Raw genomic sequence first — 23,519 nt, forward strand, 5'->3', positions numbered from 1 at the left:
TTTATTCGTCAGTGGGAACAAGCATCAAGATAGATTCATTTAATAAACCTGCAATATCTTCTAAAATTTCTTGTTCAGATAAATGCTGGTCTAAAGGCATAGCGAGTCCATCTGCAATCTGTTTTAAAAATGGTGTAAATACAGTAGAAATACAGATAGATTCACCATTTGCCCAGAACAATAGTTCATTGTTTTGTTCAAGATAGATCAATCGTGATGCAGGTTCGATTTGGAGTAAGTAACCTTGCTCAAGTACTTCTTCCAAATCACCCGTCCCAATCGCTTCCGCATCTGGAATATTTTCAGGATATTTAGGTTCAGCCATTAAACTCATAATCGCGTCTTCTAATACATCAGATTGATTTAATTGAGCCAATAATTCTGTTTTTAAATACTCGAGTTCAGCTTGAGTCACTTGCCCAATTGGGTTTTGCTTATGTCGTAATACATCTAGTAAGGGATTACGTAAGCGTTGGTCTTCTACAAATTTATCACTTACACGATCCATCATGTCGGCAATATTTGGCATACGGAAACCAAAAGAGTAGGTGAGGCATTCGTCCTCTGCAACACCATAATGTGCTAAGCCTGGAGGTACGTAAAGCAAATCTCCGGGTGCTAAAACTTCATCAAAATTGATCTCTATATTGGGTAGCAACTTTAAAGGTTGTCCTTCGACAAACTCAGACTCAGCATCACACATTTGCCCCAACTGCCAACGTCGATGTCCAAAGCCTTGTACGAGAAAAACATCATAAAAGTCAAAATGCTGACCGACTGAACCACCTTTCGGTGCGTAAGAGACCATGATGTCATCACGGCGCCATTGAGGAATAAAAGGAAATTTCTTCCAAAGTTCTGCCAAGTCGAAAGAGTAGTGATCAACTGCTTGGACCAATAAGGTCCAAAGTTTAGGCATTTTTTGAAAATCACCTTTGATGAGAGGGGAGGTTTTTACTGACCATTGATTTGGGTCTTTGTCTTTTTGTTTGATTAGACGTGCAGTGATGTTTTCATCAAGTGCAAGCTCAATCACGTCATCAGGTACTAAAATCTCTGCAATTTCGGGAAGTGCGTTGCGGACCAATAATGGTTTTTTTTGCCAATATTCTGTGAGAAATTGTTCAGCAGTAATTCCACCAAGAACATCTAAAGGAAGTGACATGAAAATAGCCTAAGCAAATTTGAATCTATAATGTGCTATTGTCTTATGAGATGAAAGTCGGCGCAAGTATTTGTAATTTTATTCAAAATATATGGATATAAAATGAGAGTTATCCATACTTTCCTAAAGTAAAAAGTCTGTTATCAGCTATGATAAAAAAACTTCAATATCTTTGAAAAGTCTTTCGATTTAAAAGAAAGTTTTCAATTGGATTGATGGATGTGGATTTGTTCTGATTTCTTATTATTTTGATCCCAAAAAGTAATAGCGCACAAAACGCTTTCAGTATTATGCGCATATCGGCAACTTATTATCATAGGCAAGCATGTGTCTTTGCCAGCTTGAGTAGTCGATGAAACACAAGTGAATGACCTAAGCGAAGCTGAATTAAATAAAAGATAGTAATAATTTCATCACAGCATTAATTAAGGTAATGCTAGTCCCAACTTTCTTAAAATTCTACATAGCTGAATCATGGGCATACCCATCAAGGTTGTTTGGTCTTGCCCAATCATTTGTTCAAACAAACTGATGCCTAGACTTTCACATTTAAAACTACCAGCACAATGTAAAGGTTGGTCGATTTCAATATACCGCTCAATTTCTGCAAGCGTTAAATCGCGAAATTTCACATGATAATGTTCGACCAAAGTATGTTCAAAGCCTGTAGCTAAGTGATGAACACTTAAAGCAGTACTAAAAAAGACATTTTTACCAGAATTTGCTTGAAGTTGTTGAATTGCCTTATCTATGGCTAAGGGTTTTCCAATAAATTCTTGAGGGGCATTTTCACGCCATGCGACTTGATCTGACCCGATCACAATTGCATTGGGATGAGCCTTTGCAATAAGACGTGCTTTTTCAAAAGCCAAGCGTTTCGCCAGATCATCTGCATGAGATTCATTTTTTGGAGACTCATCAATATCAGGCGAAATACAACGATACTCCAAGCCTAAACGATTCATTAAATCTTTACGGGTTTGACTGGAAGATGCCAAAATAATTTCAGAATGAGTCATGTTTTGTCTTATCAGCCCAGTTATACTGCGTATTCCATTAAAAGATCTAAAGGCACATACGCCAGAACAGCTTGATGGCATGCTTGTAGTTTCACTCGAGGCGCCATGTCATTTTGGTAAGCTTCAACCCAACGAGTCACACACAAGCACCAGAAATCTCCAGGTTGAAGTCCAGGAAAGCCGTGTTCAGGAAGAGGTGTAATTAAATCATTACCCACTTTTTGAGAAAAATTGAGAAATTCAGAAGTCATTTCAGCACATACGGTATGTTGACCTAAATCCGTTGTGGCTGTGTGACAAAAACCATTACGAAAATAACCTGTGATGGGTGAAAAGCAACAACTTGCTAAAGGCTCACCTAAAACATTTAAACCATTGATTTTAGGATCTGGATGAAAAGACATAAGCGTATAAAATTAAAAAGTTTGTCCTATAATAATCAAATCTCAACATTTCTACAGCTTTTCTACAAAAGTATCTAACCTTTTTTTGTGTAATCATTTAGAATCTACGCGATTTTTAATATCTATAAGAGAGCTATACATGAATTTTCAGCGTATGACTGACCTCGATTTAACAGGCAAGCGTGTACTTATTCGTGAAGACTTAAACGTACCTGTTAAAAATGGTGTGATTACCAGTGATGCACGTTTACGCGCTGCGTTACCAACTATTAAATTAGCCCTTGAGAAAGGGGCTGCGGTAATGGTTTATTCTCACCTTGGTCGTCCAGTTGAAGGTGAACCAAAAGAAGAACAATCATTGGCTCCTGTAGCAGCTTATTTGACTGAGGCATTGGGTCAGGAAGTTAAATTATTTGCAGAATATTTAGATGGTGTTGAGGTTGCAGCAGGTCAAGTTGTTTTACTTGAAAACTGTCGTTTCAATGTCGGTGAAAAGAAAAATAATGCTGATCTTGCAGCAAAATATGCGGCACTTTGCGATGTATTTGTCATGGATGCATTTGGTACTGCGCACCGTGCGGAAGCTTCAACTGAAGGTGTTGCTCGTTTAGCAAAAGTTGCAGCAGCAGGTCCATTGCTTGCAGCAGAATTAGATGCTTTAGGTCGTGCGCTTCAAACACCTGAAAAGCCAATGGTTGCAATTGTTGCAGGTTCAAAAGTTTCAACCAAGCTTGATGTTTTAACATCACTTTCAGACATTTGCGATCAATTGATTGTCGGTGGCGGAATTGCCAATACTTTCTTAGCCGCAGCAGGTTTCAATGTCGGCAAGTCATTATGTGAAAATGATTTAATTGATACCGCTAAAGCAATCGCTGCTAAAGTATCCGTTCCACTTCCTACAGATGTTGTGGTTGCGGATGCTGGAGAAATCGATTTTGCAGACTTCTTAGGTTCATTGGCAAAAGCGAAAGCAGTGATTAAAAAGGTTGAAGATGTTGCTGACAATGACATGATTTTAGATGTTGGTCCAGAAACAGCGCAAATGTTTGCAGAGATTTTAAAGACGTCGAAAACAATTCTTTGGAATGGTCCAGTTGGCGTTTTTGAAGTTGATCAATTTGGTGAAGGTACAAAGACACTTTCATTGGCAATTGCTGAATCTGCAGGATTCTCGATTGCAGGTGGTGGTGATACTTTGGCTGCTATTGATAAATATGAAGTTGCTGACAAAATTGGTTATATTTCAACAGGTGGTGGTGCATTCCTTGAGTTTGTTGAAGGAAAAACCCTTCCAGCAGTTGCGGTTTTGCTTGAACGTGCGTAATTGATATTTAAGTAATGATGACGTTTTGATGAAGGGCTGACCATGTGTCAGCCTTTTTTCATAAAGTTGATTCACTTTAAAGTAATAAAAATGAAATATAACTGCAATAAACTAAGATAAATCCAATCACCAACACTGGGAAATGTGATGAAATTAAAATTTGCACTTATCGCTCTTATTCTTGCTCCTTTGGCTCTTACAGCATGTTCTAAAAAAGAACAAGCGCCAGCTTCGGAACAAACTTCTACTTCTGAAGCTGTTGCAACTGAATCAGCAAATACGACTCCAGAACAACAAGCTGCGATTGATGCAATTGATCAACCTGTTTTGGATGAAAAAAATACTGATGTTCCTGCTGAGAAAGCCAATGCACCTGCTGATGCAGCAACTCCAGCGACAGAAGAAGAAGCGCCTAAAGCTCAATAATCTTTTTAAATGTTGTTATTTGTTAAAAGTCCTCGCAAACGCGGGGATTTTTTATGAAATAGTCAATATTGTTGCTGAATTGAAATAAATCAGCATGTAGAATATGGGGCATTACTTGGGAGGATATTATGGCTCTTATTTCATTGCGCCAACTCTTGGATCATGCCGGTGAGCATAGCTACGGTGTTCCAGCGTTTAATGTAAACAACTTAGAACAAATGCGCGCAATTATGTTAGCCGCTGACGAAACAAATTCGCCTGTAATCGTGCAAGCTTCTGCTGGTGCGCGTAAGTATGCAGGTGCACCGTTTTTACGTCATCTAATTCTAGCTGCGATCGAAGAGTGGCCGCATATTCCAGTGGTGATGCACCAAGATCATGGTACAAGCCCAGACGTTTGCCAACGCTCAATCCAACTAGGCTTTTCATCAGTGATGATGGATGGTTCATTGGGTGCTGATGGTAAAACACCAACCTCTTATGAATATAATGTCGATGTAACTCGCCGTACTGTTGAAATGGCACATGCTTGTGGTGTTTCAGTAGAAGGTGAAATTGGTTGTTTAGGTAGCCTTGAAACAGGTATGGCTGGCGAAGAAGATGGCGTGGGTGCTGAAGGCGTTCTTGATCATTCTCAATTACTAACTTCTGTTGAAGAAGCTCGTCAATTTGTATCTGATACTAATGTTGATGCTTTAGCTATTGCTGTTGGTACTTCGCATGGTGCTTACAAATTTACACGTCCACCTACAGGCGACATCTTAGCAATTGACCGTATTAAAGAAATTCATGCGGCACTACCAAATACTCACCTTGTTATGCATGGTTCAAGCTCTGTACCACAAGAGTGGTTGGCTGTGATTAACCAATATGGCGGCGACATCAAAGAAACTTATGGTGTTCCTGTTGAGCAATTGGTTGAAGCCATCAAACATGGTGTACGTAAAATCAATATTGATACAGATTTACGTTTAGCTTCTACAGGTGCAATGCGTCGTATGATGGCTGAAAAACCAAGTGAATTTGATCCACGTAAATTCTTTGGTGAAACTGTCGAAGCAATGAAACAAATTTGTGTAGATCGTTACACAGCATTTGGTACTGCGGGTAATGCAGACAAAATTCGCCCAATTTCTTTAGAAAAAATGGTTGATCGTTATAAATAATCTTTAAAGATGATTGAACATAGAAAGCCCACTCTAGTGTAGTGGGCTTTTTGCTGGCTAAATGTTAGACAACGTTATTCTGGGATAAATTTTTCGAAAATTTCTCCAACAAACTGATCGGATGAAACTCAATTATGGAACTCATATTTTCAGCAGCTTTATGTAGTGTGTTGGTCTCAATGCTTTTAAAATTTACCAAACAAAAAGGCTTTGATGCATTACAGATGATTGCTTGGAATTATGCGATTGCAAGTTTATTGAGTTATCTTTGGTTTAAGCCAGATTTGGTGCATATTTCAATTTCAAATACACCTTGGTGGTTGATTGTTGCGCTTGGGGTTGTATTACCGAGTATTTTCTTTTGTTTGTCTAAATCATTACAAAGTGCAGGAATACTGAGAACTGAAATCGCTCAGCGTTTATCGGTTGTTTTATCACTTTTGGCTGCATATTTTTTATTTCAAGAACAGTTCAACCAATTAAAAATAATTGGTATTGGTTTAGGGATTTTTGCAGTTTTATGTATTGTACTTTCACATTCGGATGCATCAAATCAATCTATTAATAAAAAGGGCATGCTTTACTTACTCAGTGTATGGGGAGGCTATGCCTTAGTTGATATTTTATTAAAATATACAACCAGTTTGGGGCTTCAATTTCCAGTCACACTCACCCTGATGTTTATCTGTTCTTTTGTCTTATCAATAGGCTATTTAGTACTTCAAAAGACACAATGGAAAATCCAAAATTTATGTGCAGGACTGGTGTTAGGCGTTTTAAATTTTGCCAATATTGCATTGTATGTCAAAGCTCATCTTTTACTCAAAGATTCTCCTGCAGTTGTTTTTGCTGGAATGAATATTTTGGTGGTCTTAATGGGGGTGATGGCAGGTTTGGTAATTTTTAAAGAAAAACTCAAAGTTGTTACAGCTTTAGGTTTAGTTTTGGGTTTACTCGGTGTGATTTGCCTAGCGTTGGCGATTTAGATTCTAAAATTAACCTGTGGCTTTAGCGTTTTAAATTTTCAAATTTTTAACGAATTGCGTTGTGGAATCATGGTCTAAAAAATAATCTCTGGCCTTCGTTTGAAAAGTTGTCATGAGAACTTCATATTTTGATCATAAAAGATTCAAAAATATAGCGGACAATCGGGGAGCTTCCTCTACATCGGTGTAACTGCTATGAATCAAGATATTTTTTCGCCGCTTTATGCAGCCTTGCAAACACCGCATGTACAGCTGTTGCCCTTGCAGGTTGAGCACGAAAAGGCGCTAATCGAGGTATGTAAAGATGGAAAACTATGGCAGCTAGAATATACTTCGGTGCCACATTACACGCAGATTCAGACTTATATCGCTAAAGCGCTTGAGCAAAAGTCACAAGGTTTACGTGTTCCATTTGTAGTTTTAGATCAACATACACATCGTATCGTCGGTACAACCAGTTTTAGAGATTTTGTTTGGGATGTACGTCGGGTTGAGATTGGTTATACCTGGTATGCCCAATCTGCTCAACGTAGCCACATCAATACCAGTTGTAAATTTTTACTTCTTCAATATGCTTTTGAGACTTTGCACGCCAATTCAGTTGCCTTACGTACGGATATACGCAATGTAAAGAGTCAAAAAGCAATTGAACGATTGGGTGCTCAACGTGATGGTATTCTACGTCAAGATGCCCTAAGAAAAGATGGCTCTGTTCGAGATACGGTGATGTATAGTATTTTGAAAGAAGAATGGCTAGAGATTAAACAGCATTTGATTCAATTATTATCTCGCTAGATGATTGACAACATTATATTTATTGAGCCACAAGTATGCTGTTTTATTTCTCTTTTTAACTACAATCGATATGTAAGCGATGTTGTTGGCAATGAAGGCATTGAAACAGATAACCTGTTAAATCACCATCGATCCTGAGGTGATCCTGGATAAGCTCTACTGGATAACCATTTTCTTCGATATCGGCTTGGACTTCTTCCCAAATCGGTTTAAGCATTTCACTATCTGCATAAGCGATAAACTGGCATGGCTCATTGCAATGTACCAACCAAACTTCTTGTTGCCAACTATGATAACTTGGTGTTCGGGTACAGATTTCATTTAAAAATTCAGGATCGATTTTCGGGGATGCATCATCTGGGTTTGAAGAAACGCCTTCAATGCCGCAGTAATCATTGTATTCACCATCATATTTTTGTGCTGCTGCACCATTGGCAATACACCACGGACAGATATAATCGGGTTCATCTACGCTATAGAAAGAACATACGTACTTTAAATCACGTTGTTCATTGCAAATCGAACAAATACCATTTTCTTTTTCAAACAGATTCAGTTTGTATGCATTGGGATGATATTTAAACTGGGGATAATTCATATTTTAATTCTTCTCGATCAATGTTTTAAGTAACGAGGCTAACAATAAAATTCTACACGAAAACTTTCGATAAGTTCAGGTGGGACACGTGTTGTTTGTCCATTGGTTCGCATAAATAATTCACCTTTATAGTATAAAGGGCGATCGGACTTATTACATTTGAACACCAATATAGTTTTTCCTTGAATCTGTATTTCTTCCAAAGTCGTGTAAATATTTGAGATTTTATTGCTTTCATGGGCAAGTTTATCAATCAAACTTCTTTTCATTAAATCAAGTGAATCATTAAAATGTTCAGCAAGTTCCTGTTCAACCCCCACGATTTTTAGATCATCAGCTACCCCAATAAACACATAACCATTTCTTGTATTCATAAAGGCAAAACAGGCTTTCACCCATTTGTCAGATTTACGATTGGTGAGTAAATCTGTAGTGCGCTCTTTAAATTCGACCCTTTGATTTTCACCCAGTTGTATCAGATTCAAATAGAAGTCAGAGTGAGCAATCTGTTGATAATTTTTTAAAGTATTTTTAATTTTTTCTAATGATTTATAAGCCGTTACGGTTTCTAAATTATGAATATCTTGCCATTGATAAATCAGTTTGGTTTTTAGCTCATTTGCAACTTTGGGGTCTGCAATATATTCAAAGCTCGCGCTAAGTTGCTGCAAAATGTCTCTATAAATGTCATGGCTTGAAACAGGAATGGAAATTTTATTGAAGGTATCTCTAATTTTTTCTAATTTTTTATGAACCTCAAAAGAGTCCTGATAAAAACTCAAGTATTTTAATTCATTTAAAATGTGTTCATAAGGGCGATGAAATGAGCTTGGAAAAAGTTGCTTCGGCGGAGTATTAATATATTTTTCAATTAGTTGGAAATAATATCTAAGTGTTGGATATTTTAAAGCTTGGTAAATGTTGATTTCAAATTTATCAGAAAATGGGGTAGTGGTGTAAGCCTGAAAAAAAAGTAAGGTTTGAATCTCTTTGTATTTATTGGGGTAGTCGTGCCAATGAGTTTCTAGAAACTCATTGAAATTCTTAAACTTATTGGTGATATACATGTTCAAATCCATAGCAACACCTTTTATCCTCTATCATTTGGTGTTCGGTATTTACAACAAATATGTCATCAGACTATTTATATATACTTATATATAAGTGAAATGGGGCGGGAAATAAAGTGTAATGATTTAAATCGTATATTTAAAGTTGTTAGAAAATATAACAAATATTTCAATTTGATGAATAAACACTGAGTTTGAATTTAGAGATTCATTGGGTAATTTGCGGAATAGCCAAACTTGGATCTTGAAGGAAAGCTTCTAAACGGGCTTTTAAGGATGTTGCACGCTCAGGGACAGAGGGAAGTGCAACTTCTGCTAAATCTTTTACCAGTTCCAAATCACCTGCTGCAGCAGAGACATAGCATAAAGTACACATTTCACTTGGATGTAAAGGTTCTTTGATTGCCTGTGTTGCCTTTTTGATGAAATCTTCTGGCCATTGTGCCATTTCTCCAAAAAAAAGCTGACTTTGGCGATTCCATTCAGAAACTAAAAATTCAACCATTTGAATCGCATCTTGCTCTGATTGGGTATATGACCAATCACTATCATAGTCATTCACTAAACCAGAAATAATTGAACCACGCCATGCACAGTCATAATCACGCATTTTTTCAAACTCTAAGCGTCTCCCCGTACAACCCATTACATATTCACCTAATGGAATAAGATGTATGCCTAGATTAATTTGAAAACAGTGTCTTTTTTTGAAATGCTGAATATCAACAATTCGAATCACTTCACCATCCACTTGCCAGAATACATCAGCTTTTTTGGTAAAGCCTTGTGCTTTTAAAAGTGGATAGAATTGATTACGTAATAGTAGCGAAATAAATTTTTTATCCATGTTAAATATCGCCCAAGTTTGGTTGAATATGTTAGAAAAAACTAAGTTTGGACAACATAACCAAACAACCCTATTAAGCTCCCATTGGTTGTTAAACCTAAGGCAAGCCTTGGTAATACACAACCCGTAATCACTGTTCCTTTGGGATAGTTTTTATCATCAATTTGCTCTAATAATGTGGCATCACCGATACGGATAAAGGCGGAGTCAATAAAATCTTGTTGTTGAGCAAACCAAGCTCGCATATTTTGCCAAGGTTCAAAATAACTTTCAGGTGATCCTTCACCATCTTGCTCAACTTCATTCCACCATATTGTATTCGTAGTGAATGGTTCTACCGTAATTGTTGCAAGCGGAAAAATCGTATTGGCAAATGCGTGTTGAATGAGCTCAGCGCTAATTGTCTTATTGCTTAAACCATTTGCATAGGCGATATAAAATGCTTGAAAATAATCACCAGAATTTGATCCCATGCCAACTTCTACATTTGCCATAATCTTGGTAATTTGAGTACTGAGCTTTTGGCACAACGCTAATTCGTTCTCATCAATTATGTGATTTAGACGTGTTGGATGTTTTGTAATCGTTCCATCATTATAGACTTGGGTAAAACGTGAAAGAATATTATTCGGCCATTCATCTTGGTCTGAACCCACATCATAGTTTTGTATGCATTCTGATAATATCGCTAATTTTTCTGGATCAAGCTCAAGTTTTATATTCATTATTTTCTCCTGATCGTGTTTTAATTGCTAATCATAAAGGCGATAGATACCACTAAAACGTTCACAACCTTTTTGTTGTGTGGAAACAGATAAAATCGCTTTTTGGAAGTTTAATGTGTATTTACAGTCGTGTTCGTTGTCTAAGATTTCATTCTTTTTTTCAGGGGTCGTATATGCCAGCAATGAAACGGTTTGAGCTTCTTTGCGATTATTGGGATTGCGGTATGCAATCCCTTCAACTTTAATGCGATCCTTACTTAATTGGTGTATTTGCAAATGAATCGGTTGTTTTGCAATTTTTCCATGTTCATATTTAATAAAGTGCTGTGTAAGGCTTTGATTCATTGATGTGTAAAAGTTTAAATCTTCAAGGCGAATATCAAACTGTTGTTTGAGGCAATCTGAAGTTTTACATTGGCTTAAACGGTTAAGCCATAATTGATGGGTATCATTGACTAAGCGTACAGGCGCATCAGTGACCAGATAGGTGGTGAGGTAACTTTCATTAAGCTGACCACGAAGTTCTTTGTAGGGTGTACTACACAGTTTCTTTAATAAAGCAGAGTCTTCATGTTTGCAGTCAATCGGGAGTGCATAAACAGCAGACGTGCTGATACAGCTCAAAATGAGACCAGATAAAAGTGTTTTAATTTGATTAAATTCTGTATTCAACAGCATGATCGCTTATACTTTCACAATGTTTGCATACGTACTATAGCGAAAGAGAAAGTACGAATACAAGATTTTTACAACTTAAAAACTGCATAAAGGGAGTTGAAAATGAGCATACCGATTCGTATAGGGCAAGGAATGGATGTACACGCCTTTGAAGAAGGTAACTTTGTCACTTTGGCAGGTATTCAAATTCCTCATACTCATGGCTTAAAAGCACATTCAGATGGTGATGTGGTACTTCATGCATTGTGTGATGCCTTGTTAGGCGCGTTGGCGCTTGGTGATATTGGGCAGCATTTTCCTGATACGGATGCAGAATTTAAGGGGGCAGATAGCCGAAAATTATTAAAACACGTTTATCAATTGGTTTTGGATCGTGGCTATGTGTTGAATAATGCCGATATTACGGTTGCTTGTGAGCGTCCAAAATTAGCCAAGCACAATTTGGAAATGCGTCAAAGTATCGCTGATGTGTTGGATGTTGAAGTAACTCAAATTAGTGTGAAAGCAACAACCACAGAAAAATTAGGTTTTACAGGGCGTCAGGAAGGAATATTGTCAACAGCAACAGTTTTGATTTCACATCATGTTAAGGCGTGAGTAGAAATAATAATTGCCTTTTTTAAAGAGAATGTGATAGCTCTCAGAGATAGAAAAGCTAATAAGCTTTAATTTAGATAAATGGCTTATAAGGTGGGGGCTTGAGTTTTGCAGAAGGAAATATGTCAAAGTTCACTGCAGAGCAACAAGCATTTATTGAAGAACATTTAATTGACCTAAATGCTATATAAGCAGATAGTCAATACCTGATCTTGAAAAAAATAAAGTCCATTTGATTTATTCAAAAATATTGTAGATACCTTGTGTAAGTTATTGAGTTTTAGGTACAAAAAAAGCCCTGTAAAGGGCTTTTTTTACATGCATAAATTAGTTAGCTAAAGCTTTAACTTGTGCATTTAAACGGCTCTTATGACGAGCAGCTTTGTTTTTATGGATGATACCTTTATCAGCCATACGGTCAATTACTGGAACTGCAGCTTTATAAGCTTCAGTTGCAGCAGCATATTCACCAGTAGCGATTGCAGCGATTGTGCGTTTGATATAAGTACGTACCATAGAACGCAAGCTTGCGTTGTGTTTACGTGCTTTAACGTTTTGACGAGCACGTTTTTTTGCTTGAGCAGAGTTTGCCACTCGTGCACTCCTTGATTAGATTGGTCTGGGCGGGCTGAAATCACATCTGAAAACCAACATCAGAGGATTATCACCAGCCCGTAAACAAGTGCCATATTGTGATTAAAGAGGTCGGCAAAGTCAAGTCTTGACATGCTTTGACAACATTTTTGTTGAAGAAAAATTTGAAATAAAACGTTAGATTAGTAGTAAATCTAGGAGATTGTTTAAAAAATGACTAATTCGATAAAAAATGCGATTGTGATTGGAGCAACAGGTTTAGTCGGTCAATGTTTAATTGAGCAACTTAATTCGCTTGCAGAATGTGAAAAAATTACCGTGATTGTTCGTCGACAAATTGCTGAATTTAACCCATACAAAAAAGTTGAGCAATTCGTCTTAGAGGATTTTCTGTTATTAAATGATCAAGATGTGAATGGCTATAGTCATGCCTTTAGTTGCTTAGGGTCTACCATCAAAAAAGCAGGCTCTAAAGAAGCTTTTTACAATATTGATTTTGAAATTAATGCGCACTTTGCAGATTTATTTGAAACAACAGAAACACATTTAATTTTAGTCAGTGCTATGGGCGCAAATGCGGGTTCACCAATTTTTTATAACAGGGTAAAGGGCGAACTTGAGACCTATATTCAGAAACTAGATTTATATCGCTTTTCAATTATTCGACCATCTTTATTGTTGGGTGAAAGAAATGAAAAAAGATTTTTTGAGGATGTGTCACAAAAGCTTTATAGACGATTTTCACACTGGGTACCTAATTCTTTTAAATATAAGCCAGTGACAGCACAGCAAGTGGCTCATACTATGGTCGAGGCTGCACAAACGCAAACTCAGAAAATTGAAATTTATGATAATTTACACATACAAAATGCCTAATTAGGGAGAACTAACGTGACAACAGTACCTTTTGTAACTTGTGATTTACTTGATGACAATCCAGATAAAGAAATTCAAACGCTGATCCCTTCATTAGATGGCAAGTTCTTTAAAAGTTATGGGGCACGCAAAACGTTTGGCGGTCAAATCGTAACAGTGAAATGCTTTGAAGATAATTCTCGTGTAAAAGAGTTATTGGCGACAGAGGGCGCTGGTAAAGTCTTGGTTGTGGATGGCGGTGCATCCATGCGTTGTGCATTAATGGGCGATATGATTGCTGAATCTGCGGTAAAACATCACTGGAATGGCGTCATTATTTATGGCTGTGTTCGTGATGTAGATGCCCTTGCTGAGCTTGATTTGGGGGTGCATGCATTGGCTTCAATTCCGCAAAAAAGTCATCGTAAGGGCATAGGCGAAGTTGATCTTCCACTATATTTTGGCAGTGTAAGCTTTAATTCTGGTGATTATGTTTATGCAGACAACAACGGAATTGTGGTTTCAAAAGAAAAACTATTGGATTTATAGGCGCTCTATAAAAAATATAGAGTGACTGCTCGAGGGTAGCAAAATGGTGCATCATCAAATTAAAGTTGTACAAGCATTAGCTTCAACGCTGACTGCTGGAGGACGCGGAGTGACTGGAACAGCATTTCCGAATCAACCTCAAAAAGCCTTAAAGCTCTATGAGTTTGAAGGTTCTCCATTTTGCCGCCGTGTGCGAGAAGTTCTAACTTTGCTGAACTTGGACTATGAAGTTTATCCATGTCCTAAAGGTGGAAATAAATACCGTAAGATTGTCAAAGAAAATGGTGGCAAGTTACGTTTTCCTTATTTTGTGGATGAAAATACTGGAACAGCCATGTATGAATCAGTGGCTATTATTGATTACTTATTCAAACATTATGGTAAAAGTGGTAAAACTCCAAAGAAATACGCACATTATCCGAAATATCCAGTGCTTGCTTTGGTGGGAACCGTTATTAATGGCGCACGTGGTGTATGGGTAAATCCAAAAATTATTGATCGTGCTGCGCCTGAAAAATTACTCGACTTGTGGGGTTTTGAAGCAAGCCCATACACGCGTATCGTGCGGGGGGTATTAACAGAACTGGAAATTCCATTTGTATTCCACAATGTTGCAAAAGAATGTTGGCAAGACCAAGGTCCAGCAGCTTTACGTTTAAAACCAGGTAAATATGTACCACTAAAGGGTGGAAAGCGTGAAAAAATTGTTCCTGTCATGGGCAGAGTTAAGCAGGACATTCAAGTACCTTATTTGGAAGATCCAAATACAGGCGCAAAATTGTTTGAATCTGAGTCAATTGTGAATTATTTGCAAAAGCAATATGGCGAGTTAACATAACTAAAGCACCTGATTTAAGCTGCTTTGTGTAAAGAGTGTAATGTGGGTATCCCTGAAAATTATATCGAATATCAGTATCATATAGATGCATTGAAAAATGATTCTAATTATAAAAAGCAGGTTTTGAAGATCCGAGAAATTGTACAGCAGCGACAGTTGGCATCCTATATGAGTGATTCAAAATGGATCAGACTTCTAGATGCCATCAATCGCTTGGATTTTCCACCTGCTTTTATGACGAAACTGCTCAAAGATCCAATTGATCAAAATACGGAAACACAATTCTTAAATACAGTCCCGTGGTACTTTGGGGATTGGCAATCATTTTATCAAGAAGGCATGCCTATTTTTAACAGTATTGAATATCTGATTGTAAAACCGATGTTAAGTGAACATCAAGGACATTTAATTGCTGACAAAATTTTAGATCAGACTGATCAATTTCGAAATATTTTGAAAAGTTTGAATGTGATGTATCAGGAATATGAACACAACGGTAGTTTTAAGATTTATGCATACCGATAGCAAAAGGATTGAAAACACCATTCATCAGCATCTTATGTGATTAGCGAGTTGTTTTTGTTTTTAAATATGTGAACTATGCTTTTTTGTTGTTGTCTAAACCATCAATTCCATAGAAAAATATCATGATTACACGGATAAAACTTAAGCTTAAAATCAGTCTATGATAGATTGTCACTAATAAAATATACATGAGAACTGGAATGACTTTAACTCGAATTCAACCTGTGATAAATCGCCCAGGAGAAAATGCTTTATTTATTGTATTGGGTTTAAAACAAGGGGCTGAGGTTGTCGATACGGTGATTGATTTCGCAGCTAACTTTTCTGCATTAACACGTAGTTTAAGCAACCGTTATCCTGATGAACAATTTAGTGCTGTATTAGGATTTGGTGCACGTGCTTGGGATTGTTTATTTCCAAATCACCCTAAGCCACAAGAATTAGAGACGTTTAAAGAAATACAAGGACCTAAATACACTGCGGTATCTACTGATGGAGACTTATTCTTTCATATCCGTGCAAATCGCCAAGCATTATGTTTTGAACTGGCGGATATCATCAATACTGAATTAAAAGAGGTGAGTTATCCGATTGATGAGGTGAATGGTTTTCGATATTTTGATGGTCGTGCGATTATTGGCTTTGTGGATGGTACTGAAAATCCTGAAACGGAAATTTCCGCAGAATACGCTTTAGTGGGTAATGAAGATCCATTATTTAAAGGTGGCAGTTATGCCTTCATTCAAAAATATATGCACGATATGGATAAGTGGCGAGAGCTAAGTGATGAAGAACAAGAAAAAGTGATTGGACGGAAAAAGTTTAACGATGTTGAGTTGGGGGATGATGTCAAACCCAAAACAGCACACAATGTGGTCAGTAAGGCGCATGATGAACAAGGCAATGAATTAAAAATCATGCGTGCAAATATGCCTTTTTCCAATCCATCTAAGAACGAATATGGTACTTTCTTTATTGGTTATGCCCGAAAATTTAGCGTCACTCGACAAATGTTGGAGCATATGTTTCAAGGGGATGATGAAGGAAATTTAGATCGTCTGCTTGATTTTAGTACGGCTGTAACAGGAACACTTTTCTTTGTACCTACCGTAGATTTCTTAGATGACTTGGGAGATGAATAAATCATTAATTGGTATGAGCAAAGAAGGGCGTGAAAACGTCCTTCTTACAGCGATTTCTAGCTGAATTTGTTAAGATACTGGTTTGTATTGTTTATGGGTTGAGTTTTAAACATGTTAACGAAGATAGCAGCTTTATTTAAAAACAATAGAAACTCAGCGGAACAAGCTTTTTTACAACAACATCATATTCAAATTGATGCTGAAAATGGTTTTGTTGTTGATGGTATAGTTTTAAATACAGAATTGGCGGAACGACTTGAATACTTTTCTAATCGTAAACTGAATAATTTTGATGATTTGCAGGCACTGTTTTATAAAGCAATCTTGATCAATGAAAAGATTGATTTAGAAATTGCCTCTGGTCGTTATGTCGCTAGATTAGGCAATACTGAAGAAAATCTAAAGCAGTTTAAAGAAATTGTTCGGAAACTAAATGATTACTATAAAGAATTTAAAAGAGAAAAATAAATCATTATACAAATGTTAGGCTCCATGACGATTATTAACTTTTCGCAAAATGTATATTCATAGATACAGATAAATGATTTGAAGTATGTGCGGAAAGTTTTTTTAATGATGACAAGAACCGGAAAAGATTGATAGGGTCTGTGGACATTTCATAAATGGCTTGCGTTGTAGGTTAAAATTGAGCAGGCAAGGCATGAAATGAAGAGAATAGCGAGACTATTTTTAAGTTTCATAACGTAGCCTGAGATAATTTTAGCCACAACCCTTCGGGACTAGCGTGTTTTTTGTAGCTTCGTCGTTACGAACTACTTATTTAGAATGACTAAATTTCGTATTTCGCGCCTAGAATCGTCTAAAAAACACACATAGTCGCAAACATAGACGAATTGTCCACAGACCCTAATGTTAATTGCAAATAATTGGGTTGAAGTTGTTGAGCTAGCTGGAGAATTTATTCAATTTCTAGAGGGTGATAATTTTTTTAGTCAACCTTATACATCGAATAAAGATTATTTTATTACTTCAGACATTAGCTTAGCGATGGATTTTGCAACGGACAATAGTTGGGAGAAATTTACAGATTGGGAAACAGTCATTGACTCACAGTTTCCAGAAGATTTTGATTGGAAATTGAATTCAAGAATTGATTATCAATTACAGCAAAATAACTATTACGATTTGTTCACAAAAAATTTGAATGGATTACTTGAAAAGTGGACAACATTTGATGGAATAGGAATAGCTCACGAATTAATCATGCATGATATCGGTTATATTTTTAATTGTTATGCAAATGGCTATTTTCCACCGATTTGGCAAGAGATTTTACAGGTTTATTATGCAGGCGGTCTGCCTTGTGGTTGGCGTGGGTTTTATCCTGATGGGAAATTAGTCGTATTTAGTCATCAGCCAAATAAATTGAACAAATAAAATCACTGAACTCAACAAAGTCATCATGTTAAACTATTGCTTATGTCTTTTAGACCCGATACAAATATGTTTAAACAAGAAATCTCTGACCTTAATTTAAAACAATTGAAAGCAGGCGAAAAGCGCTGGATTGGTACAATGCTGGGTTCTTCTGCTGCCTTACTTTTTAAGGAAATAACGGAGAAGTATGAGCAACTGTTTGTGCTGGTCGCGCGTAATAATCAGCACTTAACACAACTTGAAAGTGAACTTGAATTTTATGGTGTTAAACCGACAATTTTTCCGGATTGGGAAATATTGCCATATGATCGTTTATCACCTCATCAAGATATTGTGTCTGAACGGCTGTCTATTCTTGCCAATATGCCCCCAAAAGGTATTTTATTGGTGTCTGCTACAACTTTGGCACAGCGTGTTGCACCCACATCATGGATTTTAGGGGAACATTTCGATATTAAGGTTGGTCAGAAGTTTGATTTAGAACAACAAAAATTAAAACTAGTTCAAGCAGGTTACCATTTGGTCGATACGGTTTATGATCACGGTGAGTTTGCGGTACGCGGTAGCATCATGGATATCTATGCATCTGGGCAAAGTGCACCGATTCGTATAGATCTGTTTGATGATGAAATCGACAGTTTAAAATTTTTTGATCCTGAGACCCAAAGAACCACAACAAAACTTGAGCATTTCACTGTATTACCCGCAAAAGAATTTCCTTTAAAAGAAGCACGCTCTATATTTAGAGATCGCTATGCGGAAAGCTTTCCAACAGCAAATCCTAAGAAAAATCCAATTTATCAAGATGTATTAGAGGGAATTGCATCGCCAGGATTAGACTTTTATTTTCCATTATTTTTTACCCAAACTGCAATGCAGACACAAAGTTGTTTGACATCGTACTTACCAAGCAATGCAATTGTCATTACAGATAAGTATATTGAGGACGGTTTAATTCAGTTTTGGGCAGATGTCATGCGTCGTTATGAAGATAGACGGCACAATATTGATCAGCCATTGCTGCCACCTGAAGAAATTTTTATACAACCCAATCAGCTGTTTGAACAGTTGAATCAATTTGCAAGAATTATTGCGTCTACAGAGCAGATTGAATTAAAAGCAGGCTGTATTAATTTATCTGTTGAAATACCGCCAAAATTACCTGTTGATCCGAAGCAAGAGCAACCTTTTAAGGTCGTCAAGCAATATGTCGATGATGCCAATCATCCTGTGTTATTGGTGGCCGAAAGTGCTGGACGTCGTGAAACCTTAAAAGATGCGTTAAGAGCAAGTTTAGGGGAAATTCCTGTTGTAGAGAATTTCCAAATTTTTCAGCAATCAAATTTTTCCGTTGCGATCACTAACGCGCCTTTAGACCGTGGTCTAGTGATTAGTGATGAGTTGTCGGTAATTTCTGAAAATCAGCTTTATGAACATCGCGTTGTACAGCGCCGTCGTAAGCGTCAACAGGAAGTTTCAGAAGAGTTTTTGATTCGAAGTTTGACTGAACTGAATATTGGGGCACCTGTGGTTCATATCGATCATGGTGTTGGTCGTTATGCGGGTTTGGTTACACTGAATATCGATGATCAGGATTATGAGTTTTTGCAACTCAACTATGCAGATGATGCAAAAGTTTATGTGCCTGTGACAAATCTACATCTTATTAGTCGTTTTAGTGGTGGTGATCCAGACTTAGCACCTTTGCATAAGCTTGGAACTGATGCATGGAACAAAGCGAAACGAAAAGCCCTCGAACAAATTCACGATGTCGCTGCTGAATTATTACATATTCAAGCGAGACGCCAGTCAAAACCGGGTATCAGTTTTGAATTAGATCAAAGTGCATATATGCAGTTTTCCAGTGGCTTTGCCTATGAAGAAACGCTAGATCAAGCCAATGCAATTGAAGCAACATTGTATGATATGCAACAAGCCAAACCGATGGATCGCTTGGTCTGTGGTGATGTGGGATTTGGTAAAACAGAAGTTGCGATGCGAGCAGCCTTTGTTGCCGTTCAGAACAATCGACAAGTGGCGGTTCTTGTTCCAACCACATTGTTGGCACAACAACATTATGAATCCTTTAAAGACCGATTTGCTGATTGGCCCATCCGTGTTGAAGTACTTTCACGTTTTGGTACCAGTAAAAGTCATGTCAAAACAATTGAGGATTTGGTCGAGGGAAAAGTTGATATTGTCATTGGAACCCACAAAATTCTTCAGGAAAATGTGCAATTCAAAAACTTAGGTTTGATGATTGTGGATGAAGAGCATCGTTTTGGTGTGCGAGATAAAGAGCGCATTAAAGCCATGCGTGCTGATGTGGATATGCTGACATTGACAGCTACACCGATTCCGCGGACGCTGAATATGGCATTTGGGGGAATGCGTGATCTTTCGATCATTGCAACGCCACCCGCACGCCGTTTAGCTGTGAAAACTTTTGTCAATGAGCAAACTAATGAAACCATGAAGGAAGCAATTTTGCGTGAATTGCTTCGTGGCGGTCAGGTCTACATCTTACATAATGAAGTAGATACCATTGAACGTGCTGCAGAGAATATTCGTCAATTGGTTCCTGAGGCACGTGTCGCTGTTGCACATGGTCAAATGCGTGAGCGTGAATTAGAACAAGTCATGCAGCAGTTTTATCATAAAGAATATAATGTCTTGGTGTGTTCGACCATTATTGAAACGGGAATTGATGTCCCGAATGCCAATACGATTATCATTGAACGTGCTGACAAGCTAGGGCTTGCACAATTACATCAGCTGCGTGGTCGTGTAGGGCGCTCACATCATCAAGCGTATGCATATTTGATGGTACCTTCGCTTAAAGGTCTAAAAGGTGATGCAGAAAAACGTTTAGACGCAATTTCAAGAGCATCAAATCTTGGTGCTGGTTTTATGTTAGCGACTGAGGATTTAGAAATACGTGGCGCTGGTGAGTTACTGGGTGAACAACAAAGTGGTTCAATGAATGCTATCGGTTATAGTTTATATATGGAAATGTTGGCCAAAGCGACGAAAGCAATTCAACAAGGTAAAACGCCTAATTTTGATACACCACTTTCGCTCACCTCTGAAATTACTTTACACATGCCAGCATTAATACCTGATGAATACTTAGGTGATGTACATCAACGACTGATGTTCTACAAACGGATCAGTAATACAGATACAGCCGACAAATTAGACAATATTCGGATGGAGCTGATAGACCGTTTCGGTGTGCCACCACAGCCCGTCAAGCAGTTATTTAGTGTGCATCAAATCCGTATCAAGGCAGAGCAGTTAGAAATCACCAAAATTGATATCGGGGCACATGGTGGGGTGATTGAATTTTCACCTGATACACCCGTGCAAGCAATCAGTATCATTCAAATGATGCAAAAACATCCGACCTGGTACCGTATGGAAGGTGGTCAACGTCTGAAAGTGATGGTGATGTTGGAAGAATATGAGAAGCGCATTCAGTTTGTGCAAGATTTATTGAATAACTTGCTTGCTGAATTAAAGCGTTAATTTATCAATATGTTGAAGATGAATAATCTTTATTCAGAACTGAGAAAAAATCATGAAATTTTTTCAGAGATGATCTTGAAAAAAAACAATGATTCTATAAAGTGTAATTGTGATCAGGTTCAAAGCAAACTGTGTTTATTTGTACCGAAACACGAGATAACCAATATTCACACGAAAACCGATGTGTTAGTATTAGCCATCCTTTTAATTTTGCGTCATTTATAAAGATATGTTTAGTTTGCATCCACAACTTGCTCAAGATACTTTTTTTGTAGGCGACTTTCCGCTTTCAACATGTCGTTTAATGAATGATATGCAATTTCCGTGGTTAATTCTTATTCCACGTGTACCTGGTATCACTGAATTATATGAATTGAGTCAAGCTGATCAAGAACAGTTTTTGCGTGAGTCGAGCTGGTTATCTAGTCAACTGTCACGTGTTTTCCGCGCTGACAAGATGAATGTGGCTGCATTGGGTAATATGGTCCCACAATTGCATTTTCATCATGTCGTGCGTTATCAAAATGATGTAGCTTGGCCTAAGCCTGTATTTGGTTTACAAGCTGTTCCATATACCAATGAAGTGTTGGCACATATGCGTCAGACATTAATGTTGGCATTGCGTGGTCAAGGTGATATGCCGTTTGATTGGCGTATGGACTAAGTTTTTAAAACAGCACAAGGGAAGTGTTTAATAAAATGACATTCGAGGTAAAATATTTTGCCATTTGAACGTATGTTAGATAAAGAGCCTAAGCAATTTGAAATATTCCAGCGCTTTATGGGATATTTGATTATTGCACTGCTTGTTATCATTTATTATTTTACTTCTCCTGTTGCTAACTATCAGTTCTATGTTCCCTTTTTTATTGGTTTTATTTTCTTAGCCAGCCCCAAATTTTCTCGATGGCTGGAATATTCATACGGCTCAAAAATCCGTAAAAATATCTATTTTTTGGTGGATGTTATTGTTGTTTCGACAGCACTAGCAGCAGTACATTTAAGCCTAGTTGTTTCTTTTGTACTTTTATTTGCGCTGATCTATACCGCCATCAACAGTAAAATTTCTTTCATGATGGCTTCTTTGGCTATCTTGATTGCTTTTATTGTTTTCTATACCAATATTATTTTCATTTTTGGCTTTTACGATTATTTCCAGCAAACCAGCCCTGAACTTTCTGTGCTGTCTTTTATTGGAATTATTTTGTTTGTTAATATCGGTAATTATTATCAAAATCGTCGTATTAAAAGTGTAGAAATCAAAAAAAATACCTATTTTAATGAAATGAATCGCTATATTGAGTTGTCAAATCAACTCAGTCGCTATGCTCCATTGCAGCTTTGGCAAGCGATCATGCGTGGCGATACCGAAGCGAAAATTGAATATAAACGTAAAAAGATCACTGTTTTCTTTTCAGATATTCAGGGCTTTACTGAGCTATCAGAAACATTAATTCCTGATGATTTGGCATTTGTACTCAATGATTATCTTAGTCATATGACTGAAATTGCCAAGCAATATGGTGCGACCATTGATAAATTCATGGGCGATGCGATTCTGATTTTCTTTGGTGATCCAGATTCACAAGGTGTGGAACAGGATGCTAAAAACTGCATCGATATGGCAATTGCCATGCGACAGCAAATGAAGTTTCTACGTGAACGTTGGGTGAAAATGGGCTATGCGCCATTGCATATTCGTATGGGGGTAAGTACAGGCTATTGTCACGTTGGAAATTACGGTGCTGTACATCGTATGGCTTATACAATTGTTGGTCGCGATGCAAATTTGGCAGCGCGTTTACAGTACGCTGCGGATATTGATGAAATTCTTGTTTCAGATGAAACCTATAAATTGATTAAAAATGATTATCTCTGTGCGCCAAAATCACCAATTGAATTAAAAGGTATTCAAGGTAAAGTGAGAACTTGGCAGGTCATGGAGAAATACTCAGCCAGTAAAAATGAAAATCAGCAATGGTTTGACTATGAATATAAAGGTTTTCATTTGGTGCTTAATTTAGAAGAAGTGCAAAACTTTGAGTATCCAGAGCTGGTTGAAGTACTTGAAAAAATGGTCGATCGTATTAAAGTTCAGCAGCGACTGACCAATGCGCAAGGTGTTGCAAGACTAAATGCTGAAGATGAAATTCGCTAGGCAGGTTTAAAATTTTACATTGAACATTCAAGTCTGTTGTTATCACTTAAAGACTGAGCAATAAGTAAAAGCAAATCACAACCACTCATGTTGATTGGTTTTTATTTGCTTTTTATTCATGACTTTTAA

Annotated in this window: 25 protein-coding genes; 16 read left to right on the forward strand and 9 right to left on the reverse strand. The window is 37.3% G+C overall.

What is annotated here, in order from left to right; all coding sequences use genetic code 11:
* Position 1 precedes the first annotated feature (1 nt).
* The 3 genes from AAV97_RS08510 to AAV97_RS08520 all read right to left on the reverse strand — a co-directional run bounded on the left by AAV97_RS08510 (position 2) and on the right by AAV97_RS08520 (position 2,588).
* On the reverse strand, positions 2-1,165 hold the full coding sequence (locus AAV97_RS08510) for a cupin domain-containing protein (protein WP_046760336.1): 1,164 nt from the start codon (positions 1,163-1,165) through the stop codon (positions 2-4).
* A 425-nt stretch (positions 1,166-1,590) separates the two neighbouring features.
* Entirely contained in the window at positions 1,591-2,184 is a 594-nt protein-coding gene (locus tag AAV97_RS08515) for a Maf family protein (RefSeq protein ID WP_046760337.1), read from the reverse strand.
* A 20-nt stretch (positions 2,185-2,204) separates the two neighbouring features.
* The gene (locus tag AAV97_RS08520; protein ID WP_004720680.1) at positions 2,205-2,588 is read right to left on the reverse strand and encodes a DUF2237 family protein; all 384 of its coding nucleotides are present in this window, start codon (positions 2,586-2,588) and stop codon (positions 2,205-2,207) included.
* 139 nt (positions 2,589-2,727) lie between these two features.
* Here AAV97_RS08520 and AAV97_RS08525 point away from each other — a divergent pair, with 139 nt between their 5' ends.
* The 5 genes from AAV97_RS08525 (at position 2,728) to AAV97_RS08545 (ending at position 7,288) form a co-directional block, all read left to right on the forward strand.
* Entirely contained in the window at positions 2,728-3,915 is a 1,188-nt protein-coding gene (locus tag AAV97_RS08525; protein ID WP_046760338.1) for a phosphoglycerate kinase, read from the forward strand.
* A gap of 147 nt (positions 3,916-4,062) precedes the next feature.
* Positions 4,063-4,341, forward strand: a complete 279-nt coding sequence (locus tag AAV97_RS08530) for a hypothetical protein (RefSeq protein ID WP_046760339.1) — start codon at positions 4,063-4,065, stop codon at positions 4,339-4,341.
* Positions 4,342-4,469: 128 nt separating this feature from the next.
* On the forward strand, positions 4,470-5,507 hold the full coding sequence (fba, locus tag AAV97_RS08535) for a class II fructose-bisphosphate aldolase (protein WP_004830911.1): 1,038 nt from the start codon (positions 4,470-4,472) through the stop codon (positions 5,505-5,507).
* Positions 5,508-5,641: 134 nt separating this feature from the next.
* Complete coding sequence (locus AAV97_RS08540; protein WP_046760340.1) at positions 5,642-6,493, forward strand: DMT family transporter; 852 nt, start codon at positions 5,642-5,644, stop codon at positions 6,491-6,493.
* A gap of 195 nt (positions 6,494-6,688) precedes the next feature.
* Positions 6,689-7,288: a GNAT family N-acetyltransferase gene (locus AAV97_RS08545; protein WP_042087097.1), complete on the forward strand. Its 600-nt coding sequence runs from the start codon at positions 6,689-6,691 to the stop codon at positions 7,286-7,288.
* A gap of 55 nt (positions 7,289-7,343) precedes the next feature.
* On the opposite strand, the gene AAV97_RS08550 is transcribed toward AAV97_RS08545, so the two are convergent.
* The 5 genes from AAV97_RS08550 to AAV97_RS08570 all read right to left on the reverse strand — a co-directional run bounded on the left by AAV97_RS08550 (position 7,344) and on the right by AAV97_RS08570 (position 11,206).
* A complete protein-coding gene (locus AAV97_RS08550; protein WP_009584983.1) occupies positions 7,344-7,886 on the reverse strand; it encodes a CbrC family protein in 543 nt (180 codons plus the stop codon).
* A gap of 38 nt (positions 7,887-7,924) precedes the next feature.
* A complete protein-coding gene (locus AAV97_RS08555) occupies positions 7,925-8,965 on the reverse strand; it encodes a helix-turn-helix domain-containing protein (protein WP_046760341.1) in 1,041 nt (346 codons plus the stop codon).
* 199 nt (positions 8,966-9,164) lie between these two features.
* Complete coding sequence (locus AAV97_RS08560; protein ID WP_009584998.1) at positions 9,165-9,803, reverse strand: DUF4304 domain-containing protein; 639 nt, start codon at positions 9,801-9,803, stop codon at positions 9,165-9,167.
* Between the two features lie 41 nt (positions 9,804-9,844).
* Positions 9,845-10,528, reverse strand: coding sequence for a hypothetical protein (locus AAV97_RS08565; RefSeq protein ID WP_046760342.1), 684 nt, complete (start codon positions 10,526-10,528; stop codon positions 9,845-9,847).
* A 27-nt stretch (positions 10,529-10,555) separates the two neighbouring features.
* Complete coding sequence (locus AAV97_RS08570; protein WP_005029131.1) at positions 10,556-11,206, reverse strand: hypothetical protein; 651 nt, start codon at positions 11,204-11,206, stop codon at positions 10,556-10,558.
* 102 nt (positions 11,207-11,308) lie between these two features.
* Between AAV97_RS08570 and ispF the strand changes: the two genes are divergently transcribed.
* Positions 11,309-11,803 carry a 2-C-methyl-D-erythritol 2,4-cyclodiphosphate synthase gene (gene ispF, locus AAV97_RS08575; protein WP_004830903.1) on the forward strand — a complete coding sequence of 165 codons (495 nt, stop codon included), beginning with the start codon at positions 11,309-11,311 and terminating at the stop codon, positions 11,801-11,803.
* A gap of 327 nt (positions 11,804-12,130) precedes the next feature.
* On the opposite strand, the gene rpsT is transcribed toward ispF, so the two are convergent.
* Positions 12,131-12,397 carry a 30S ribosomal protein S20 gene (rpsT, locus tag AAV97_RS08580; RefSeq protein ID WP_004720657.1) on the reverse strand — a complete coding sequence of 89 codons (267 nt, stop codon included), beginning with the start codon at positions 12,395-12,397 and terminating at the stop codon, positions 12,131-12,133.
* Between the two features lie 213 nt (positions 12,398-12,610).
* Between rpsT and AAV97_RS08585 the strand changes: the two genes are divergently transcribed.
* From AAV97_RS08585 to AAV97_RS08630, 10 genes are all read left to right on the forward strand, one after another.
* Complete coding sequence (locus tag AAV97_RS08585) at positions 12,611-13,273, forward strand: NADH(P)-binding protein, PF13460 family (RefSeq protein WP_009584994.1); 663 nt, start codon at positions 12,611-12,613, stop codon at positions 13,271-13,273.
* 15 nt (positions 13,274-13,288) lie between these two features.
* On the forward strand, positions 13,289-13,801 hold the full coding sequence (rraA, locus tag AAV97_RS08590) for a ribonuclease E activity regulator RraA (protein WP_004830901.1): 513 nt from the start codon (positions 13,289-13,291) through the stop codon (positions 13,799-13,801).
* Between the two features lie 43 nt (positions 13,802-13,844).
* The gene (locus AAV97_RS08595) at positions 13,845-14,639 is read left to right on the forward strand and encodes a glutathione S-transferase N-terminal domain-containing protein (protein ID WP_046760343.1); all 795 of its coding nucleotides are present in this window, start codon (positions 13,845-13,847) and stop codon (positions 14,637-14,639) included.
* A 42-nt stretch (positions 14,640-14,681) separates the two neighbouring features.
* Positions 14,682-15,164, forward strand: coding sequence for a DUF6678 family protein (locus tag AAV97_RS08600; RefSeq protein WP_046760344.1), 483 nt, complete (start codon positions 14,682-14,684; stop codon positions 15,162-15,164).
* A 200-nt stretch (positions 15,165-15,364) separates the two neighbouring features.
* On the forward strand, positions 15,365-16,306 hold the full coding sequence (locus AAV97_RS08605) for a Dyp-type peroxidase (protein ID WP_046760345.1): 942 nt from the start codon (positions 15,365-15,367) through the stop codon (positions 16,304-16,306).
* Between the two features lie 111 nt (positions 16,307-16,417).
* On the forward strand, positions 16,418-16,774 hold the full coding sequence (locus AAV97_RS08610; protein WP_004830897.1) for a hypothetical protein: 357 nt from the start codon (positions 16,418-16,420) through the stop codon (positions 16,772-16,774).
* Positions 16,775-17,176: 402 nt separating this feature from the next.
* Positions 17,177-17,704 (forward strand): hypothetical protein, encoded by a 528-nt coding sequence (locus AAV97_RS08615; protein ID WP_046760346.1) that lies wholly within the window; start codon positions 17,177-17,179, stop codon positions 17,702-17,704.
* A 66-nt stretch (positions 17,705-17,770) separates the two neighbouring features.
* Positions 17,771-21,232, forward strand: coding sequence for a transcription-repair coupling factor (gene mfd, locus AAV97_RS08620; RefSeq protein ID WP_046760347.1), 3,462 nt, complete (start codon positions 17,771-17,773; stop codon positions 21,230-21,232).
* A gap of 229 nt (positions 21,233-21,461) precedes the next feature.
* Positions 21,462-21,896 carry an HIT domain-containing protein gene (locus AAV97_RS08625; RefSeq protein WP_004830893.1) on the forward strand — a complete coding sequence of 145 codons (435 nt, stop codon included), beginning with the start codon at positions 21,462-21,464 and terminating at the stop codon, positions 21,894-21,896.
* 57 nt (positions 21,897-21,953) lie between these two features.
* Positions 21,954-23,390 (forward strand): adenylate/guanylate cyclase domain-containing protein, encoded by a 1,437-nt coding sequence (locus AAV97_RS08630; protein ID WP_004830892.1) that lies wholly within the window; start codon positions 21,954-21,956, stop codon positions 23,388-23,390.
* Positions 23,391-23,519: the final 129 nt, after the last annotated feature.

The sequence above is a fragment of the Acinetobacter sp. Ag2 genome (assembly GCF_001005515.1).
Classification (GTDB): domain Bacteria; phylum Pseudomonadota; class Gammaproteobacteria; order Pseudomonadales; family Moraxellaceae; genus Acinetobacter; species Acinetobacter bereziniae.

Coding starts and splice junctions, on each gene's coding strand:
- AAV97_RS08510 (WP_046760336.1), bottom strand. CDS start 1,165: ATGTCACTTCCTTTAGATGTTCTTGGTGGAATTACTGCTGAACAATTT.
- AAV97_RS08515 (WP_046760337.1), bottom strand. CDS start 2,184: ATGACTCATTCTGAAATTATTTTGGCATCTTCCAGTCAAACCCGTAAA.
- AAV97_RS08520 (WP_004720680.1), bottom strand. CDS start 2,588: ATGTCTTTTCATCCAGATCCTAAAATCAATGGTTTAAATGTTTTAGGT.
- AAV97_RS08525 (WP_046760338.1), top strand. CDS start 2,728: ATGAATTTTCAGCGTATGACTGACCTCGATTTAACAGGCAAGCGTGTA.
- AAV97_RS08530 (WP_046760339.1), top strand. CDS start 4,063: ATGAAATTAAAATTTGCACTTATCGCTCTTATTCTTGCTCCTTTGGCT.
- fba (WP_004830911.1), top strand. CDS start 4,470: ATGGCTCTTATTTCATTGCGCCAACTCTTGGATCATGCCGGTGAGCAT.
- AAV97_RS08540 (WP_046760340.1), top strand. CDS start 5,642: ATGGAACTCATATTTTCAGCAGCTTTATGTAGTGTGTTGGTCTCAATG.
- AAV97_RS08545 (WP_042087097.1), top strand. CDS start 6,689: ATGAATCAAGATATTTTTTCGCCGCTTTATGCAGCCTTGCAAACACCG.
- AAV97_RS08550 (WP_009584983.1), bottom strand. CDS start 7,886: ATGAATTATCCCCAGTTTAAATATCATCCCAATGCATACAAACTGAAT.
- AAV97_RS08555 (WP_046760341.1), bottom strand. CDS start 8,965: ATGGATTTGAACATGTATATCACCAATAAGTTTAAGAATTTCAATGAG.
- AAV97_RS08560 (WP_009584998.1), bottom strand. CDS start 9,803: ATGGATAAAAAATTTATTTCGCTACTATTACGTAATCAATTCTATCCA.
- AAV97_RS08565 (WP_046760342.1), bottom strand. CDS start 10,528: ATGAATATAAAACTTGAGCTTGATCCAGAAAAATTAGCGATATTATCA.
- AAV97_RS08570 (WP_005029131.1), bottom strand. CDS start 11,206: ATGCTGTTGAATACAGAATTTAATCAAATTAAAACACTTTTATCTGGT.
- ispF (WP_004830903.1), top strand. CDS start 11,309: ATGAGCATACCGATTCGTATAGGGCAAGGAATGGATGTACACGCCTTT.
- AAV97_RS08585 (WP_009584994.1), top strand. CDS start 12,611: ATGACTAATTCGATAAAAAATGCGATTGTGATTGGAGCAACAGGTTTA.
- AAV97_RS08595 (WP_046760343.1), top strand. CDS start 13,845: ATGGTGCATCATCAAATTAAAGTTGTACAAGCATTAGCTTCAACGCTG.
- AAV97_RS08605 (WP_046760345.1), top strand. CDS start 15,365: ATGACTTTAACTCGAATTCAACCTGTGATAAATCGCCCAGGAGAAAAT.
- AAV97_RS08610 (WP_004830897.1), top strand. CDS start 16,418: ATGTTAACGAAGATAGCAGCTTTATTTAAAAACAATAGAAACTCAGCG.
- AAV97_RS08615 (WP_046760346.1), top strand. CDS start 17,177: ATGTTAATTGCAAATAATTGGGTTGAAGTTGTTGAGCTAGCTGGAGAA.
- mfd (WP_046760347.1), top strand. CDS start 17,771: ATGTTTAAACAAGAAATCTCTGACCTTAATTTAAAACAATTGAAAGCA.
- AAV97_RS08625 (WP_004830893.1), top strand. CDS start 21,462: ATGTTTAGTTTGCATCCACAACTTGCTCAAGATACTTTTTTTGTAGGC.